Source organism: Ornithinibacillus caprae, assembly GCF_009728145.1.
In the GTDB taxonomy this organism is placed as follows: Bacteria; Bacillota; Bacilli; order Bacillales; family Amphibacillaceae; genus Ornithinibacillus; species Ornithinibacillus caprae.
The window spans coordinates 1-17,142 of the sequence record NZ_WOCA01000019.1; the positions used below are offsets into that span (position 1 = coordinate 1).

A 17,142-nucleotide genomic window follows, 5' to 3' on the forward strand; every position below is an offset into this window, starting at 1 on the left:
ATATAGATTACTATAATAACAAGCGAATTAAGGCAAAATTGAAGGGCATGAGCCCGATAAAATATCGAACTCATGCCCAACCAGCTGCCTAGTGAAATATTCTGTCTAACTTTATGGGGTCACTTCACTATTGGATGTGTCTTTTCTATTATTGAATAGTATAGTCCTTGTTACTAAACAACTCCGTATTAGTATTAGTCATCATCAATTACTAACTGTTTTTCAAATCGTGAAATATCTTTATCTGCTCCGATAACAATTAATATATCGTCTTCTCTTAAAATCTCATCAGCTGCAGGTGATACATTAATATGTTTTCCTTGTTTAATTGCAACAACGTTACAACCATACCTTGCTCGAATATCCAACTCAATTAATGATTTTCCGATAATCTTTCGACCAGCTTTCACTTCGACAATGCTGTGATCATCTGATAGCTCAAGATAGTCTAATATATTATTAGAAATAATACTATGTGCAATCCGTTTACCCATATCCCTTTCTGGATGGACAACATGGTCTGCTCCAATTTTATTTAATATTTTTTCATGATAATCATTTTGGGCTTTTACAGTTATTCGTTTAATACCTAGGTCATGTAAAATAACCGTAGTTAAAATACTGGCCTGAATATTATCTCCTATTGCGACAATTACATGGTCGATATTTTTTATTCCTAAATCTTTTAAAGTTGCTTCATCTGTGGAATCTGCAATAACTGCATGTGAGGCAATGTTTTTAAATTCATTTACCTTATCTTCATCACTATCTATTGCTAAGACTTCCATCCCTTCCTTACTTAACTCTCGACAAATACTACCACCAAATCGTCCCAATCCTATTACGGCAAATTCTCGTTTCATCGCATTTCCTCCAAGATAAATCCTACTATTTAAGTAAATTACATCACTTTATACCATTTTACTGTAACAAGAAAAGTGAAAAGAAGCAATCTCTTTAACAAAGATTGCTTCCTTATATTACATAGCATCTAACATTTGAAATTGGGATTTAACTAGATCATAATACTCACCTTTTTGTTCCATCAATTCCTCGTGATTACCGTTTTCTAAGATCTTACCATGTTCTAAAACAAAGATATTATCAGATTCACGGATCGTTGATAGTCGATGAGCAATAATAATTGCTGTTCTCCCTTTCAGTAGTTTGCGTAATGCATGTTGAATCTTAACTTCTGTTTCTGTATCAATACTTGCTGTTGCTTCATCCAAAATAATAATGCTTGGATTTGCTAGTAAGGCACGAGCAAATGATAATAATTGTCTTTCACCTGCTGAGAGGATATTCCCTCTTTCTTCTACCTCCGTTTGATATCCATCTGCTAAACGGTCAATAAAGTCATTTGCACCAACAACTTTAGCTGCTTCAATGACCTCTTCATCAGATGCATCTGGACGACCGAAACGAATATTCTCCATAATTGTACCGGAGAAAATGAATGTATCCTGTAAAACAACACTAATATGTTGACGTAAACTACTTAATTTTACATCTCTTAAATTATGACCGTCTACTTTAACGGTGCCACTTGTCGGATCATAGAATCGACTAATTAAATTGGCAATTGTCGACTTACCACTTCCAGTGTGACCGACTAAGGCAATTGTCTCCCCTGCTTTAATTTCCAATGAAATTTCATGTAAAGCAATACGTTCATGATCATAAGAGAACTGAACCTTATCAAATTCGATATGACCTTTCATCTCGTCAAATTCATAAGCATTTTCTGCTTCTTCCACATTTGGTTGTTCATCTAAATATTCAAAAATACGTTCAGATGAAGCCATTGCCATGAGTAATTGATTATATACTTGACCTAGTCTAGAAATAGGATCCCAGAACATCCCTAAGAAGAAGGCAAACGATACAAACGTACCTGCTGTAATACCACCATTACCCTCGCCTAGAATTATTAGATGAGCACCATACGTAATCAGAATAACTGTACCGATTGCATTACTCATTTCAACAAATGGACGAAACATAGCACTTTTCTTAGAAGCTGTTCTCCAGCTTTGATAACTATCTGTATTTACTCCATTAAAGAACTCTGTGTTTTCTTTTTCTTGAGAGAAAGATTGGGTAATACGAATTCCTTGAATACTTTCGTTTAAATGCGAATTCATACGGGATTGCTGAATACGTACATCCTGCCATGAACGTCGAATATTACGTCTCAGTTTTGTTGAAATATAAAACATTAATGGTAATACTATCATTACAGCTAATGCTAGCTTAGGACTTAGTGCAAATAAAATGACTATAATCCCTAATAATGTTGCAATATCCATTAACAAATTGATTATCCCATTTGTAAATAATTCTTGAAGTGAATTCGTATCATTCATAATTCGAACTAGGATCGATCCTGCTGAACGATTATCAAAAAATCGATGAGACAATCGCTGAACATGAGTAAATAAATGCTGGCGTAAATCATATATTACATTTTGTCCTAGTATGTTAACCCATTTTATTCGAAATATATTTCCGACATAGTTCAGTAAATATAATAATCCAATACCTAGAACTAAATAAGTGAGTAGAGTTGCATCTTTATTTTCTAGGGCAACATCAATTGCAACCTTACCTATAATAATTGGAACAATTAGTCGAACAGCAGTAGATACAATCATTGCGATAATTGCACCTAATAAATAGGTTTTTGCATATGGCTTCAGATATGTTAATAAACGCCATATTTGTAGCCAGTTAAATGGCTTTTCAATTGCTTGATCGATGGTATAATGAAACCTTTTCAAATGACGATCCTTTTTATCCTGAGCTATCTCTGACATATTTCTCCCCCCCTTACACCGTTGAAGCATTCATGATCGCATCACGGTCTTGATATTGGATATCATAAATACGTTGATACGGACCATTATTTTCTACTAATTCATCATGTGTTCCACGCTCAACAATTTTTCCTTCTTCAAGAACCAATATCTCATCTGCATGTTTTAAAGAAGATATACGATGAGCAATAATAAAGGACGTTCTTCCACGCATTACTTCTTTCAGAGCCTTCTGAATCTTGAATTCTGTTTCCATATCAACTGCAGAAGTTGCATCATCTAGTACTAAGATACTAGGATTAATACAGATCGCTCTTGCAATTGCAATACGTTGCTTTTGCCCTCCAGAAAGCCCCATCCCTCGTTCTCCAAGTAATGTATCATATCCTTTAGGCATCTCCATAATAAAGTCATGTGCTTGTGCGCGTTTTGCTGCATCAATTATTTGTTCGTCGGTAACATCTGGATTACCATAAGCAATGTTTTCACGAATCGTTGTAGAAAAAAGGAACGATTCTTGTAACACAAAACCAATGTGTTTTCTTAACGTTTTAATTTTATAATCAGATACTGGTCGGCCATCTAGTAATACTTCCCCTTTTTCAGGCTCGTAGAAGCGTGTAATAAGTTGTGTAATACTAGTTTTACCTGAACCTGTTGAACCAATTAATCCAATTACTTTACCCTGTGGTGCATCAAAGCTAATATCTTTTAACGCTTCATCATCGTCCTTCACATACGTTAATGTAACATCGTTAAATGTTACATGACCATTAATCGGTGTATCAATTGCATTTTCCTTTTCAACAATGTCCTCTTTACCTTCTAGAATCTCTAGAAGTCTTTCCCCTGAAGCTTTTGCCTGAGAGAATTGGTTAACTACGAAACCAAGGTTCATCAGCGGACCCATGATATACCAAACTAAACTAAAGAAAGCCACTAATGCACCCAGTTGAAGTTGGTCTGATATAACTAAGTAACCACCAAATGCAAGCAATGCAACAGCACAGAAGTTACCAATGAACTCCATTAACGGGAAGAACTTCGCCCAAATATTAGATGTTTTAAGATAGTTTTGACGATAGTTATCATTACTTCCAGAGAAACGCCCAATTTCAAAATCTTCTCGTGATAATGATTTTACAGTCTGCATCCCACTAATATTTTCTTGTACTCTCGTATTTAATCTTCCAAATGATTTACGAATTCCACGAAAGGCTGGATGAACCTTTTTATCAAACCTAAGTACTACGACCACTAAGAATGGCATGGCAGCCATTGTAACTAGCGCAAGTGGTACAGAATAGTAAAACATGACACTTAAGCTCAATCCGATTAGTAAAATAATGCGAATTAGCTCAGCAAATCCTGCCGATAGAAAGAAACGAAACCCTTCTACATCAGCTGTTAACCGAGACATAATATCCCCTGTTTTAGCATTATCATAGTACTTAAAAGAAAGTACTTGCAGCTTCTTATACAAAGAATTTCTAACATGAAATACGGTTGTTATACCGAACAAGTCTCCTAAATATTGATGAAGATATGTTGAAATACTTTTTATAAACATGAGAACTAGAAATCCGATTGCAATGTATGGAATTAAGGAATACCTTTCCTCAGCCACCACTTCATCAATTGTTAATTGAAGAATAATTGGATACACAACAGTAATTGCCGTTACAAAAAACAAGAAAAATAAAGAATTGAAAAAATATTTTTTGTGTGGCCAATAAAACCTTTTTAATTTTTTAAACGTATCCAAAACAGTCCCTCCCCCTTGAAGTAATTTATTTACCGTAATTACTAATATAACGGTTACCGAAATAAATTGCTATATCTTTGACTTAATTTTTTAAAATTTTTTTAATTACGTTAAAAAAGAATAAAATTAAACAAAAAAAATAACCCTGACACTAGTCAGGATTATTCGCAAACTTATTTAACTGCCTTCCCCAATACACGGTTAACACGTTTTCGCAACATTTTCATGCCACCGCCTCCAGCTTGGAAGTGTCTTAACTTTCCTTCAGCATCAAAAACATAATAAGCTGGAACGTATTGATTATCGAAGGCATCTGTTAACTTATGTGCACTATCTACGAAAATGGGCTGCGAAATATCATGTTCAGCAGCTACTTCTTTTACTTGGTCTAAATCTAAATCTTTTTCAGAACGTGGCATATGAACTGCGATTACATTTAATTCATCTGCGTATTCATCACGGAACTCGTTTACATTAGGCATTGCTTCTTTACAAAGACCACAACTAACAGACCAGAAATGAATCAAGGTCGGTTTTCCACCTAATAAGTCATCTTTTGTTATTGGTTTACTATTATACCAAGTTGTCGCGCCTTCAAGCTCTGGCATTTGATCTCTTAACTTCATGTATGTTTACCTCCCACTGGACTATTAAAAAGAAGCTGACTTAAACACTGTTATAAACATATTTAAGATAGTGCGTCAGCTTCTGTATCATATTCAAGTTTGGTTAAATAATTTCCAATAACTTATAATGTTTCTTGACCTGGTTTCCAGTTTGCAGGGCAAAGTCCACCAGTTTGTAACGCTTGTAATACACGTAGTGTTTCATCAACATCACGACCAATATTGTTATGGAATACCGTTTGATATTGAAGTTCACCTTCTGGGTTAATGATGAATAGTCCACGTAATGCAATACCTTCATCTTCAATTAAGACTCCGTAATCTTTTGAAACAACATGATTCGTATCTGCTGCTAATGGATATGCTAAGTCTCCTAAACCATTTTCATCACGAGACGTATTAATCCAAGCTTTATGTGTATGAATTGTATCCGTAGATACTCCGATAACCTCAGCATCTAGATCTTCAAATTCATCATAACGATCAGACATTGCTGTGATTTCAGTAGGACATACGAATGTGAAGTCCATTGGATAGAAGAAAAGAACTGTCCATTTGTCTTCCTTCATAATATCTTCTAAACTAACCTTCCCAAACTCTTTGTTTGGCAATACTGCTTCCATTTCAAAACGTGGTGCTTGTTTACCTACCATTCTTTCTGCCATATGTAATCACTCCAAAACTATATTTTTTACACCATCCAAAATTTTATGTGAATTTATTAACTAAGTCAATCATTTACGTTTGACTTTCAAGTTTTTTCCTTATTTTGTCACAAATCAGTATGGACATGAAGAACGGTTTCTAAACCTCTTGTCAAAAAACGAAGGCTTCTTCTTTGTGAAAGAAAAAGCCTTCATATCGATTAGCTTAGTTTATCATTGACCATTTGGCAAATTTGCTCTGCATTTTGACCTTCTGCACTAATAACAGGACCAGCAATGCTTGTATCCGCCATTCCCATTACATCTTTATCCTGTCCAGAAATTACACAGCAATCACAGTGAGCTGTATCTGCCTCTGAACGTAAATCAATTACTTCATGACCCATCTCCATTAGAGCTTCTTTTACGTCAGTAAGTGTTCCTTCTACACCAATACGTGCCATACTATTCACTCCTCTAACTATGCATATTTTCATAGTTAGTATCACCTGAAGTTGAAAAGATATGCACCAACAATATTACTTACTAGCTATCTGTTGAAAGGTCTGAATTACTGCTTTGACACCAACTGATAATGCATCTTCATTAGGTTGTAGCTGATTATGGTGGAGACCAAAAGGAGAATCAACTCCCAGCCAAAACATAAACCCTGGAATCTCCTTAAGCATGTACCCAAAGTCTTCCCCTGTCATTGCTTTATTAGCATTTTTGTAGGTAATTCCAGCAATGTTCATGGCATTCTCAAACGATTGAACATACTGTTCATTATTATAAACTTGATAATAATTAGCACCGTAATCAATTGAAATGGAACAGTCATAGCTAATTTCGAAACCGCGAATGATTGATTCTAATCTTTCCTTGATTAGATCCATCGTTTCCGCCCGAAGTGTTCGTATGGTCCCCTCTAAACGAGCAGTCTCCGCTATTGCATTTTGCACATGACCACTCTCCATTTTCCCAATCGTTAATACAGCACTATCCAATGGATCTATATTTCTTGAAATAATTCCCTGTATTTGTGAAATAAAGCTACCTGCTGCTACTGTCATATCCTTTGTTAAGTGTGGATAAGCAGCATGTCCGCCTTTTCCAACAAAATCTAAGAACAATTCACTTGTATTCGCGAATAATAGTCCGGGTTTACTTGAAACAGTACCAACAGGCATTTCTGGTGCAATATGTAATGCAAAAATACAATCAGGCTTCCACTTACTGAATTCCTCAGATTGCATCATTGGTAACGCCCCACCTGGACCTTCCTCTGCGGGCTGAAAGAGAAATACGGCATCATCTTGAATTGGATGATCAATTAGCTCTTGTAATGCACCAAGTGCTATTGTCATATGGAAATCATGACCACATGCATGCATACTTCCTTCATGCTTGGATTGAAATTCGTAATCTGTCGCTTCTGTTATTGGAAGTCCATCAATATCACATCGATACCCTATAACCTTTGATGGATTGAGTCCTGATACCTTGACTAAAATCCCAGTTCTCCACTCTTGGATTAATACTCGTTCATTAGACATTGACTTTATTTGTTCTAATAAATATGCTTGTGTTTTGAACTCTTGAAACCCTAATTCAGGAATTTGGTGTAGCTCACGTCTAATTTGTTGTAAGTTTAGACTCATCGTATCGCCTACTTAGTTATCTAATTTACGTAGTTCATGCTTAATTTCTGTTTTTGACTTCGTACCCTCATCAATTTCCTTAAGAACTTTTGCAGGGGTTCCGGCAACTAGTGTATTAGGGGCAACATCCTTGGTAACAATCGCACCAGCCGCTACAATAGCACCTTTACCAATCGTAACTCCTTCTAATACAACTACATTGGCACCAATGACTACATCATCTTCAACGACTACTGGTTTTGCTGATGGAGGTTCAATAACTCCAGCTAATACAGTTCCTGCTCCAATATGACAGTTTTTTCCTACTGTTGCACGTCCACCTAGTACAGCATTCATATCAATCATTGTACCCTCACCAATAACAGCGCCAATATTAATACTTGCACCCATCATGATTACTACACCATCACCAATTTCAACTTGGTCACGAATAATAGCACCTGGTTCAATACGTGCATTGATATTTTTAAGATCTAATAAAGGAATTGCAGAATTACGACGATCATTTTCTACAACATAATCTGTAATAATTTCCTTATTTTGATCTAAAAAGGTAGAAATAGCTTTCCATTCTCCAAAAAGTACGCCGCTTTGTTGTTCCACAAAAGCTTGGATACCTTCATATGATAACGAGTTCAAGTTGTCACCTTTTATGTATACCTTTACAGGTGTACTCTTTTTACTATTAGAGATAAAACTTATAATTTCGTTTGCATCCATCATATTCATTCGAATTCCTCCTAGAAATGTTATTCTTTTTAACTTTAGCAAACACTTATTCTACAAGCAACAATTAGTATAATTTTTTTATAATTGGCATTTCTAAACGATTGCTGCATTAACCAGGATGAATCTTACTGAATAATTGATGTAGAATACGAAGTAACTTATTGTCCGAAAATACTCAGGAAAAGGCAAAGTAGACACTGTGAAAGCGACGAAAAGGAGCTTGAACAGATGTCGCCCTTGTGCTGGAAGTGAATCTACGGAGCGAGGTAAACTCTCAAGCCAATATTTAAAATTTTACACTTAATCTGTTTCTAACAGTATTAAATTTCAGTTCACCACCAGAATTACTTTTTCACATTTAACAGGTGATCTGCTCCGTTGATTATGATAACCAATTATTCAAATGTAATAAAAAAACGCCCTCACTTAAAGGACGTTTTGGTATTGTTACTTAATTTCCTAACTGGTATTTCGTAGTATATACATCTTTTCTAATATGTTTTAATATTGCTCGTCGAGTCAAAATCCCATCGAAAAATCCCTCTTCATCCTCGACACAAACAAATGGATAATTAATAACAGCATTTAATCCATCCATAAAACTATCTTTCCTTGAAAGGCGCGGAATATCTGTGTGCATAATCTCCTTTACTTGCATCTCTGATAAACGTTCCATTTCAAACCGTTCTAGTCCAAGAATTTGATTTAGAATAATTGTTTTCCCAATTGTTCCTACTAGTTTATACGATGAATCTAAAACAGGCACAGCCGAGTATCCAGATTTTACCAAAACTAATAATGCGTGTTCTAAAGGATTATTCACTTGGACATGGGCAACTTTCTCAGATGAAATCATTAAATCTTCAACAGTAATTGCCGTTAATTCCTTTTCTTCTATCATGCTCATAACAAACGCTCCTTTTATTCTATATCGTCAAACCAACTTACCCTTCAAAAAGGAGTTTTTAAGCTCTACCCATAGTTTACCATAAATTGAGTGAAGAAAAAATTTAAAGTATGTTATCTTTTATTTGAATTTATGTAACACTTCTCTTAATATGAACATATGATCATATTATCATAGGAGTTGACTATTATGACTTATAAACCACTAGATGACGATACCATATTGAATGTTTCACAAACCTTCAAAGCATTGTCTGACCCTACAAGAATTAAAATACTGTACCTTCTTTTTCATGAAGAATTATCGGTGAATGAAATCTCCAAAAAATTAAATATGCAGCAATCAACAATTTCTCATCAATTGAAATATTTAAAGCAGCTTCGTTTAGTTAAAAATAGAAGAGAAAAGCAAATGTATTATTATTCACCAGATGATTACCATGTCATGAATCTACTTGAGCAAACCATTGATCACATCCATCATACGGACCAGGAGGTTAAATAATGGGACACCAACATGATCACCAACATTCCCATCATCATACAAACAATAAAAGAGTTCTTTTTTGGAGCTTTTTGGCCATTTTAACGTTTATGATTGTTGAAGTTATTGGTGGAATACTTACAAATAGCCTTGCTCTACTATCAGACGCAGGTCATATGTTAAGTGACGCAGCAGCTCTTGGGTTAAGTTTGCTTGCTTTTAAGATAGGCGAACGTAAATCTAATCAACAAAAGACTTACGGCTACAAACGATTTGAAATTATAGCAGCATTTATAAATGGACTTACACTTATTGCAATTTCTGTTTATATATTTTATGAAGCATTTCACCGTTTTGTTACACCGCCTACTGTTAGTGCCAATATGATGTTTATCGCGATCATTGGATTGATTGTTAATATTGTGGTAGCTTGGCTTTTAATACGCGGGGGATCGAGTGAAAATTTGAATATTAGAAGTGCACTCTTTCATGTATTAGGTGACTTATTGGGGTCCATAGGAGCAATCATAGCTGGGATATTAATCTTTGCATTTGGTTGGAACATCGCTGATCCAATTGCAAGTGTACTTGTGGCAATTCTAATAATATTTTCTGGGGTTCGAATTACTAGAGACGCAATTAATATTCTGATGGAAGGGAAACCCGCACACATCGACATCGATTCAATTATACAGGAATTACTTCAAATAGATGGCGTAAAAGACGTTCATGATGTTCATGTTTGGTCCATTACATCCGAATTTCCTACGATGAGCTGTCATATCGTGGTTGACGAGAGCGTTGATCGAGACGAAATCCTATATCAAGCAACCGATTTAATCAAAATTAAATTTCACATTTCTCATTGTACATTACAAATAGAAGGGGTAAATTCAACATTTCGAAATACGTGTAACTTCTGTGATTGAACTTGTATGTTTACCAAATAACGTAACATACTAACCTGTATCATCATCGAAATGGAGTTTTTTGAATGAAAGTCTATTCTTTTTCTAAAAAGGAAGAGATTGTCCATGCAATTACACATGGAATAGGCGCTGTATTAAGCATGATCGGTCTCATATTACTAATCAGCTATGCAAAGATAACAGGAGATTTATGGCAAATTGTATCCGTAACTATATTTGGAATTACCATGCTCATGATGTATCTTGCTTCCACAATTGTTCATAGTTTACCAAAAGGAAAATGGAAGGATCTATTTCTCATTTTTGATCACGCAACAATCTACTTGTTTATTGCAGGTTCATATACCCCTTTTTTATTAGTTCATTTACGAGGAGAGATTGGATGGACGTTATTTATCATAGTTTGGGGGATTGCAATAATTGGCATTATATTTAAAGTATTCTACGTTAAAAGATTCATCATACTTTCAACCATATTCTATATTCTAATGGGATGGCTAATTATTATTGCATGGGAGCCACTTACCACCATGATGCACGATACCGGTGTCACCCTATTAGTAACTGGTGGGTTATTTTATACGATCGGAACAATCTTTTACATTTGGCGTGGATTTCCTTACCACCACGCTGTATGGCATTTATTCGTTTTAGTAGGTTCTGCATTCCACTTTTTCACGGTGTTTTATTATGTAATTTAAAAGCGTGCTACCAAATAGCACGCTTTATGTTTAGAACGGAAATTTATTCAACCATTGACCGCCATCCATTGTAACCACTTCACCATTAATATAAGATGCTTTATCGGACAATAGGAAGTATGCTAAATCAGCTATTTCTTCTGGCTTTCCTAAGCGGTTTAGCGGAACAGATTGTAACGTTCTTTTAGCTGCTGCTTCAGATTGAAATAATTTATCCGCACCACCAGTACGCTCAATCGGTCCAGGGGCAATAGCATTGACACGAATACCATATTTTGTCCCCCATTCAACTGCTAATGTCCTTGTCATATTAAGAACTCCTGCTTTGGCAGCTGAGGAATGGATCACGCCTGCACCAGCATTCCATGCATATGTAGCAACCATATTTAGTATAGATCCTTTCTTTTTGTTCTCAATCCAATACTTACCTACTTCTCTACTACAATAAAATGTACCATTTAAAACAATATCAATAACAGAGTTCCAACCATTTACAGAAAGATCTTCTGCAGGACAAATAAAGTTACCAGCAGCATTGTTAACTAAATGATCAATACCACCAAATATATGAACCGTATCCTTCACAAGCCGTTCCACATCTTCTGGATTTCTAACATCCATAGGAATGAAAAGTATTTCACCTGTAGCTGTTTCCATCAATTCTTGTTTAACATTGACTAACTTCTCCTCTGTTCTACCAGTTAATACAACATTAGCACCTTCATCTGCAAACTTTTTTGCCATATACTTTCCCATACCACTTGAACTACCTGTTACAATAACTGTTTTTCCCTTCATCTAACTCTCCCCTTTTTTGATTACTTATTATTCATAATATTGCTTATACAATTCATGGTCAAAAGTAAGATAACATTATATTTTTCCTATCCTATTTCATGCTATAATTTTAATAAGCATATGGAGGATAAAGAAAGGTTGGCAATATGAACAGACGTTCTTTTCTAAAAAAATTATTTGGCAGTACGTTAGCCTTGATAGGGATCAGTGGAGGAACCTATTACTACGCAAGAGATATTGAGCCAAAAGCTCTTAACATACACACGGAAACAATAAAATCTAATATTATTCCAAGTACATATGATAACTTCAGGATTGTCCAATTTTCTGATACGCATATTGGATTCCAGTATACATTAGAGCAATTCACCGAATTAATTACCAAAATAAATGACCTAAACCCCGATCTAATCGTATTCACAGGAGATTTAGTTGATGCACCAGATCGATATAATTGGGATAATAATCTTACCGAATTATTGGATTCTTTAAAAGCTCCTTACGGTAAATACTGGATATATGGTAATCATGATCATGGTGGTTATGGAACAGATATCATTAAAAATGTCATGGATGAAGCTGGATTTCAGCTCCTTCAAAACACGCATCAACTAATTGAAAAAAATAATGATAGAATCTTGTTAGCCGGAATAGATGACGTTATGTTAGGAAGACCAAATCTAAACGAAACACTAGAGCAAGCTAATCCCGATCTTTTTACGATTTTGTTAGCACACGAGCCTGATTTTGCTGATATAGCTAAAAAATACCCGATTGACATACAATTATCTGGGCATAGCCATGGAGGCCAGGTACGACTTCCACTTATTGGACACCTATACACTCCGTCCTATGCTGAAAAATATGTTCAAGGCAAATATACGTTTGACTCAAGCGATCTAGTACTTTATGTTAACAGCGGAATTGGAACGACTAGGGTACCCTATCGCTTTCTGTGTAAGCCAGAAATACATGTGTACACCTTAAAAAACGAATAAAAAATAATCTCAATAATTTAAGACAAGCATGACAGTCTCCCTTTCATGAATCTTGGCATATAGTATGACGAGAACCTATATTGATTGAAAGGGAGATTTCATTGTTTTTATCAAAAGACTATATATCTCTGCCTGACTATCATCTTATTGATATTCATCCAAATGAGAGATTTCTTCCTCCTCATCCCTTCCCTACAAATTATGCATGCGAACCATTAATGGAAGACTCAATTATTGGAAGATCTCCATATGATTTTCCATCACCGCTTTATATTTATGATTACAGTAATCCACCATATTTCCCTAAATACTATTAATGTATTTGAAACTGGGTCGTTGCCAATCCTTGATAGAAAAAACCTTAGTTACACGTAAGAATGCTCATCCATTCTTGTCTAACTGAAAGAGGGAGCTTCGTCTTCCCTCTTTTTTCATGAGTGATTCAATAGTATTCTAGTTCCAATCATGCTACACTTATATCGATTTATAACTACTTGGAGGAATACATATGTTATCAAAATTAAAAGTACTATTTACTTATGTGTTATTCATTTTTCTTTTAAGTGCATGCGGATCTAATTTCGAACCTGATTTTTCCTATGAAATAAATGATTTCACTTTTATTAATCAGGATGGTGAGGAAGTTAGTAAGCAAGATTTAGAAGGGAAAATATGGCTAGCTGATTTCATCTACACCTCTTGTGAAACAGAATGTCCACAAATGACGTATAACAAACAAAAAATTGAACGTGCTTTAAATGATGAGGGTATTAATGATGTTGAGTTCGTGTCATTTAGTGTAGATCCTGAGACTGATACCCCTGAGGTGTTAAGAGAATATGGAGAAGTTCGAGGAATTAAGTTTGACCAATGGACCTTTTTAACTGGGTATGATTTAAACACCATCGAAGAGTTTGCAAGGGAATCCTTTAAGACAACTGCAAACCAATTAACAGATACCGAATTCATACACGGTGTTAGTTTCTACTTAGTAACACGAGAAGGAAATGCAGAAAAGAGCTATAACGGATATTTATTAGAACAGGAACAAATTGATGAAATAGTAAATGATATTAAGAGCCTGAATTAAGAGCATTCTAAATGCTCTTTTTTATATTCCTTGATTATAGCAACACTCTTTTAGAAAACAACCTTTTTATATAATTTTTCTCAACTATTTGTTCTTGAAAGTGGACAAGCAATCGTATAGTATAGAAACAAGTAACAAAATGGAAGGAGGTAAAAAAATGAGTCAAGAAAACGAGGTTCCGCTTAGTGATCTTGCAAAAGCGATTTATACGATAAATCGCCATGCAAAAACAGCTCCTGAACCTGGTCATTTATATTATATTAAAAAAGAATCCATTAAGCGTCTTCTCCAAGAAAAACGAGCAGAAAAAATAGGACTTCACTTTTCAGAGCACCCAAGATTTAGTAACCAGCACTCCACACTCCTTGTTAAAGTGGACCAGTATTACTTTCATATTCCTCCAGCCAAAGAAGACTTCAAAGAATTGGAACATTTAGGTACACTCGACCAAAACTATCGAAATCCTCAAACCAAAATGTCTTTATCACAGGCTAAGAGAATTATATATCAGTATATTAACTGGAAACCAAATAAGAAGCGTCCTAAGCAAAAAGAATATTCTTCTGCCTATTTCACACCTTCCTCGCTAGGGAAAATGGAATGGCCACCTACCAAAAAAACCTACCGTTAGCTTGATCACCATAAAAAAGCGTACAAAATTAACGTACGCTTTTTTTCATACCTTTTTTATGAAGTAATTGTTGGTACACATGCATAATTAGTAACATCCCACCAAATACCGCAAGAGCTTGTAATGCAAATTTAAATAACCGAAATGTTATAAACTGGATTTCCCCTATAAAGAAGACAACAATAAAAAATAGCACAATAAATACGAGACTACTAAGTAAATAACTCAGTAACCTGGTAGATTTTAATGAAATGAGAAAAGTCGTTATTGGTTTAATTACCATATAACTAGCTATTATTCCAACTAAAATTAACAACGAAAACAAGATCTCTTCTGTCAATCCTAATGATCTCAAATGTGCCATTTTAATAATAAATACCTTACTTGCAAACACCTGGATCAACTACTTTCCTTATCATACTTTTACTTAAAGCATAAACCTTTTCACATGAATATATACATGTATCAAAATTTACCAAATATTATATTAGTTTGGTATAATGTGTTTAATGGTTATGTTTGGAAGGTGGGTATTACTTTTGAATAAAGCTTTTCTATTTATTATATTAGGTGCCGCACTTTGGGGGACCATTGGCTGGTATGTAAAAAACTTATATGCTTTAGGATTTACACCAATGGAAGTGGTTACCCTTAGAGCTTGGTCATCAGCTATTCTACTGGTTAGTTACTTACTTATATTTTCCCCTAAGAAATTAAAACTAAAAACTACATCAGACCTTAAATATTTTGTAGGTACAGGAATTTTAAGTATTATCTTTTTTAATTATTGCATGTTTACTGCTATTGAATTATCAACGATACCTGTTGCTACAGCTTTACTGTATACTGCTCCAGCTTTCGTTACCATTTTATCCTTTTTCTTCTTTAAAGAGGCATTAACCAAAACGAAAGTAACTGCCTTAGTTATCACATTAATTGGTACTTGTTTTGTAGTAGGGTTAATCCCTTTAAATTTACAAGCAATTCAACTAGGTAGTATTTTGTTTGGTTTAGGATCAGGAATTGGCTACGCATTATATAGTATATTTAGCAAATTTGCATTGAAGAAATATACTAGTTTATCGATTACAACGTTTACCTTTATTATAGCATCGATTACACTAATACCTTTTTTTCCATATGCGGAAAAATTCTACTTACTAGCAGACCCTACCGTTCTACTATATACATTTGGATTAGGGTTTTTACCGACTGCTTTTGCCTATATCATATATACATATGGATTGCAGCAAACCGAAGCATCTAAAGCGTCTATCCTTACCACTATTGAACCCGTTGTAGCAACACTAATCGGTATTTTTATATTCAAGGAATCATTTACTCTGGTGCAAATGGTTGGAATGGCTTGTATTATCGGTGCTGTCATATTAATCCAACTATCAAACAAGCAAAAATCATCAAGAAATATTCAATTAAACAAGAAAAAAAGTGTGATTTAAGTGAGCTATGTCACGCCACTTTATATTGAAAACGATTATCATTTAACCATACTCAATTAGGAGGTTAAATGATGAACTCATTTACTGCAGAACATACACCAGCTGAAATTATTAAAGTGTTTCCAAAGGCAAGTGATTTATTCAAACAACGTCGAATTGACTTTTGTTGTGGTGGTGATCGCCCGCTTTCCGAGGTATTTATTGAAAAAAATATAGAAGCGTCTTCTGTCTTAACAGAATTGAATACCGCCTATGAAAAATGGCAAAAAGAAGACCATGAGATAACAGATTGGGACGCGATCGCTCCCTCTAAGTTGATTGATCATATTATCCATACACATCATGCATATTTGGACGAAGAACTTGCTCCTTTAGGTCAATTCGTAACAAAGATTTTTCGCGTACACGGAGAGACAGACCCACACTTAAAGGAATTACACCGATTATTCCATGAATTGAAGCTAGAATTAGAAGAACATACTGCTAAAGAAGAGACAGAGGTATTCCCGCTTATAAAAGAATATGAAACAAGTCCAAACGCAGAGCTTCTAGAAAAAATCCATATTGCAAATGGTGGATTAGAGGAAGAACATGACGCAGCTGGAGATATTCTTAAACGAATGAGAGAGATCACGGATGACTTTTCTCCACCTGTAAATGCTTGCAATTCGTATCGAATTACCTATGCACGTTTAGCAGATTTAGAATCGGATACATTCCAACATATTCATTTAGAAAACAATGTTCTATTTAAAAATCTATAAGAATGAATAGACAGGGCGGATTTCCACATCCCCCTGTTTTTATCTCCTTATTATCCCTAATTTTATGTTATGATAAATATGATATTTTCACCTTTTTCTTATTAGGAGCAACAATTGTAAATACATACATAATGGAG

20 protein-coding genes are annotated in these 17,142 nt (G+C 34.8%); 9 read left to right on the forward strand and 11 right to left on the reverse strand.

The genetic code is table 11. The annotated features are described in order from the left end of the window. On the forward strand, positions 1-92 hold a 92-nt coding region (locus GMD78_RS17865), incomplete at its 5' end, for an IS3 family transposase (RefSeq protein ID WP_155670827.1). A 102-nt stretch (positions 93-194) separates the two neighbouring features. On the opposite strand, the gene GMD78_RS17870 is transcribed toward GMD78_RS17865, so the two are convergent. The 9 genes from GMD78_RS17870 to cbpB form a co-directional block, all read right to left on the reverse strand. After that, on the reverse strand, positions 195-863 hold the full coding sequence (locus tag GMD78_RS17870; RefSeq protein ID WP_155670829.1) for a potassium channel family protein: 669 nt from the start codon (positions 861-863) through the stop codon (positions 195-197). A 117-nt stretch (positions 864-980) separates the two neighbouring features. Further along, entirely contained in the window at positions 981-2,819 is a 1,839-nt protein-coding gene (locus GMD78_RS17875; RefSeq protein WP_155670831.1) for an ABC transporter ATP-binding protein, read from the reverse strand. A 13-nt stretch (positions 2,820-2,832) separates the two neighbouring features. Next, a complete protein-coding gene (locus GMD78_RS17880) occupies positions 2,833-4,584 on the reverse strand; it encodes an ABC transporter ATP-binding protein (protein ID WP_155670833.1) in 1,752 nt (583 codons plus the stop codon). Between the two features lie 173 nt (positions 4,585-4,757). Next, on the reverse strand, positions 4,758-5,210 hold the full coding sequence (locus GMD78_RS17885; protein ID WP_155670835.1) for a TlpA family protein disulfide reductase: 453 nt from the start codon (positions 5,208-5,210) through the stop codon (positions 4,758-4,760). Positions 5,211-5,332: 122 nt separating this feature from the next. Continuing rightward, the gene (locus GMD78_RS17890; RefSeq protein WP_155670837.1) at positions 5,333-5,875 is read right to left on the reverse strand and encodes a peroxiredoxin; all 543 of its coding nucleotides are present in this window, start codon (positions 5,873-5,875) and stop codon (positions 5,333-5,335) included. 200 nt (positions 5,876-6,075) lie between these two features. Continuing rightward, positions 6,076-6,318, reverse strand: coding sequence for a YkuS family protein (locus GMD78_RS17895; protein WP_155670839.1), 243 nt, complete (start codon positions 6,316-6,318; stop codon positions 6,076-6,078). Between the two features lie 75 nt (positions 6,319-6,393). Next, the gene (locus GMD78_RS17900; RefSeq protein WP_155670841.1) at positions 6,394-7,515 is read right to left on the reverse strand and encodes an N-acetyldiaminopimelate deacetylase; all 1,122 of its coding nucleotides are present in this window, start codon (positions 7,513-7,515) and stop codon (positions 6,394-6,396) included. Positions 7,516-7,527: 12 nt separating this feature from the next. Next, complete coding sequence (gene dapD, locus GMD78_RS17905; RefSeq protein WP_155670843.1) at positions 7,528-8,244, reverse strand: 2,3,4,5-tetrahydropyridine-2,6-dicarboxylate N-acetyltransferase; 717 nt, start codon at positions 8,242-8,244, stop codon at positions 7,528-7,530. Between the two features lie 451 nt (positions 8,245-8,695). Further along, complete coding sequence (gene cbpB / locus GMD78_RS17910) at positions 8,696-9,151, reverse strand: cyclic-di-AMP-binding protein CbpB (RefSeq protein ID WP_155670845.1); 456 nt, start codon at positions 9,149-9,151, stop codon at positions 8,696-8,698. A 189-nt stretch (positions 9,152-9,340) separates the two neighbouring features. Here cbpB and GMD78_RS17915 point away from each other — a divergent pair, with 189 nt between their 5' ends. The 3 genes from GMD78_RS17915 (at position 9,341) to trhA (ending at position 11,264) form a co-directional block, all read left to right on the forward strand. Further along, positions 9,341-9,655 (forward strand): ArsR/SmtB family transcription factor, encoded by a 315-nt coding sequence (locus GMD78_RS17915; protein WP_155670847.1) that lies wholly within the window; start codon positions 9,341-9,343, stop codon positions 9,653-9,655. Beyond that, positions 9,655-10,563 (forward strand): cation diffusion facilitator family transporter, encoded by a 909-nt coding sequence (locus GMD78_RS17920; RefSeq protein ID WP_155670849.1) that lies wholly within the window; start codon positions 9,655-9,657, stop codon positions 10,561-10,563. The genes GMD78_RS17915 and GMD78_RS17920 overlap by 1 nt, the downstream gene beginning before the upstream one ends. A 65-nt stretch (positions 10,564-10,628) precedes the next feature. Next, on the forward strand, positions 10,629-11,264 hold the full coding sequence (gene trhA / locus GMD78_RS17925) for a PAQR family membrane homeostasis protein TrhA (RefSeq protein WP_155670851.1): 636 nt from the start codon (positions 10,629-10,631) through the stop codon (positions 11,262-11,264). Between the two features lie 30 nt (positions 11,265-11,294). On the opposite strand, the gene fadH is transcribed toward trhA, so the two are convergent. Then, complete coding sequence (fadH, locus tag GMD78_RS17930) at positions 11,295-12,062, reverse strand: 2,4-dienoyl-CoA reductase (RefSeq protein ID WP_155670853.1); 768 nt, start codon at positions 12,060-12,062, stop codon at positions 11,295-11,297. A 146-nt stretch (positions 12,063-12,208) separates the two neighbouring features. On the opposite strand from fadH, the gene GMD78_RS17935 reads away from it, so the two are divergent. The 3 genes from GMD78_RS17935 to GMD78_RS17945 all read left to right on the forward strand — a co-directional run bounded on the left by GMD78_RS17935 (position 12,209) and on the right by GMD78_RS17945 (position 14,781). Continuing rightward, positions 12,209-13,060 carry a metallophosphoesterase gene (locus GMD78_RS17935; RefSeq protein WP_155670855.1) on the forward strand — a complete coding sequence of 284 codons (852 nt, stop codon included), beginning with the start codon at positions 12,209-12,211 and terminating at the stop codon, positions 13,058-13,060. A 508-nt stretch (positions 13,061-13,568) separates the two neighbouring features. After that, entirely contained in the window at positions 13,569-14,150 is a 582-nt protein-coding gene (locus GMD78_RS17940; protein ID WP_155670856.1) for an SCO family protein, read from the forward strand. Positions 14,151-14,307: 157 nt separating this feature from the next. Next, positions 14,308-14,781 (forward strand): YkyB family protein, encoded by a 474-nt coding sequence (locus GMD78_RS17945; RefSeq protein ID WP_155670857.1) that lies wholly within the window; start codon positions 14,308-14,310, stop codon positions 14,779-14,781. Positions 14,782-14,809: 28 nt separating this feature from the next. On the opposite strand, the gene GMD78_RS17950 is transcribed toward GMD78_RS17945, so the two are convergent. Next, positions 14,810-15,175 (reverse strand): hypothetical protein, encoded by a 366-nt coding sequence (locus tag GMD78_RS17950; RefSeq protein WP_155670859.1) that lies wholly within the window; start codon positions 15,173-15,175, stop codon positions 14,810-14,812. 145 nt (positions 15,176-15,320) lie between these two features. Here GMD78_RS17950 and GMD78_RS17955 point away from each other — a divergent pair, with 145 nt between their 5' ends. Next, positions 15,321-16,241 carry a DMT family transporter gene (locus GMD78_RS17955; RefSeq protein WP_155670861.1) on the forward strand — a complete coding sequence of 307 codons (921 nt, stop codon included), beginning with the start codon at positions 15,321-15,323 and terminating at the stop codon, positions 16,239-16,241. A gap of 68 nt (positions 16,242-16,309) precedes the next feature. Beyond that, positions 16,310-17,005 carry an iron-sulfur cluster repair di-iron protein gene (ric, locus tag GMD78_RS17960; protein WP_155670863.1) on the forward strand — a complete coding sequence of 232 codons (696 nt, stop codon included), beginning with the start codon at positions 16,310-16,312 and terminating at the stop codon, positions 17,003-17,005. The last annotated feature ends 137 nt before the right edge of the window (positions 17,006-17,142 follow it).

What these genes read in the sequence shown, in the direction of transcription:
- GMD78_RS17895 (WP_155670839.1), bottom strand. Translation starts at nt 6,318, where the DNA reads ATGGCACGTATTGGTGTAGAAGGAACACTTACTGACGTAAAAGAAGCT.
- GMD78_RS17900 (WP_155670841.1), bottom strand. Translation starts at nt 7,515, where the DNA reads ATGAGTCTAAACTTACAACAAATTAGACGTGAGCTACACCAAATTCCT.
- trhA (WP_155670851.1), top strand. Translation starts at nt 10,629, where the DNA reads ATGAAAGTCTATTCTTTTTCTAAAAAGGAAGAGATTGTCCATGCAATT.
- GMD78_RS17870 (WP_155670829.1), bottom strand. Translation starts at nt 863, where the DNA reads ATGAAACGAGAATTTGCCGTAATAGGATTGGGACGATTTGGTGGTAGT.
- GMD78_RS17940 (WP_155670856.1), top strand. Translation starts at nt 13,569, where the DNA reads ATGTTATCAAAATTAAAAGTACTATTTACTTATGTGTTATTCATTTTT.
- GMD78_RS17920 (WP_155670849.1), top strand. Translation starts at nt 9,655, where the DNA reads ATGGGACACCAACATGATCACCAACATTCCCATCATCATACAAACAAT.
- GMD78_RS17875 (WP_155670831.1), bottom strand. Translation starts at nt 2,819, where the DNA reads ATGTCAGAGATAGCTCAGGATAAAAAGGATCGTCATTTGAAAAGGTTT.
- GMD78_RS17890 (WP_155670837.1), bottom strand. Translation starts at nt 5,875, where the DNA reads ATGGCAGAAAGAATGGTAGGTAAACAAGCACCACGTTTTGAAATGGAA.
- GMD78_RS17935 (WP_155670855.1), top strand. Translation starts at nt 12,209, where the DNA reads ATGAACAGACGTTCTTTTCTAAAAAAATTATTTGGCAGTACGTTAGCC.
- dapD (WP_155670843.1), bottom strand. Translation starts at nt 8,244, where the DNA reads ATGAATATGATGGATGCAAACGAAATTATAAGTTTTATCTCTAATAGT.
- GMD78_RS17945 (WP_155670857.1), top strand. Translation starts at nt 14,308, where the DNA reads ATGAGTCAAGAAAACGAGGTTCCGCTTAGTGATCTTGCAAAAGCGATT.
- fadH (WP_155670853.1), bottom strand. Translation starts at nt 12,062, where the DNA reads ATGAAGGGAAAAACAGTTATTGTAACAGGTAGTTCAAGTGGTATGGGA.
- GMD78_RS17885 (WP_155670835.1), bottom strand. Translation starts at nt 5,210, where the DNA reads ATGAAGTTAAGAGATCAAATGCCAGAGCTTGAAGGCGCGACAACTTGG.
- cbpB (WP_155670845.1), bottom strand. Translation starts at nt 9,151, where the DNA reads ATGAGCATGATAGAAGAAAAGGAATTAACGGCAATTACTGTTGAAGAT.
- ric (WP_155670863.1), top strand. Translation starts at nt 16,310, where the DNA reads ATGATGAACTCATTTACTGCAGAACATACACCAGCTGAAATTATTAAA.
- GMD78_RS17915 (WP_155670847.1), top strand. Translation starts at nt 9,341, where the DNA reads ATGACTTATAAACCACTAGATGACGATACCATATTGAATGTTTCACAA.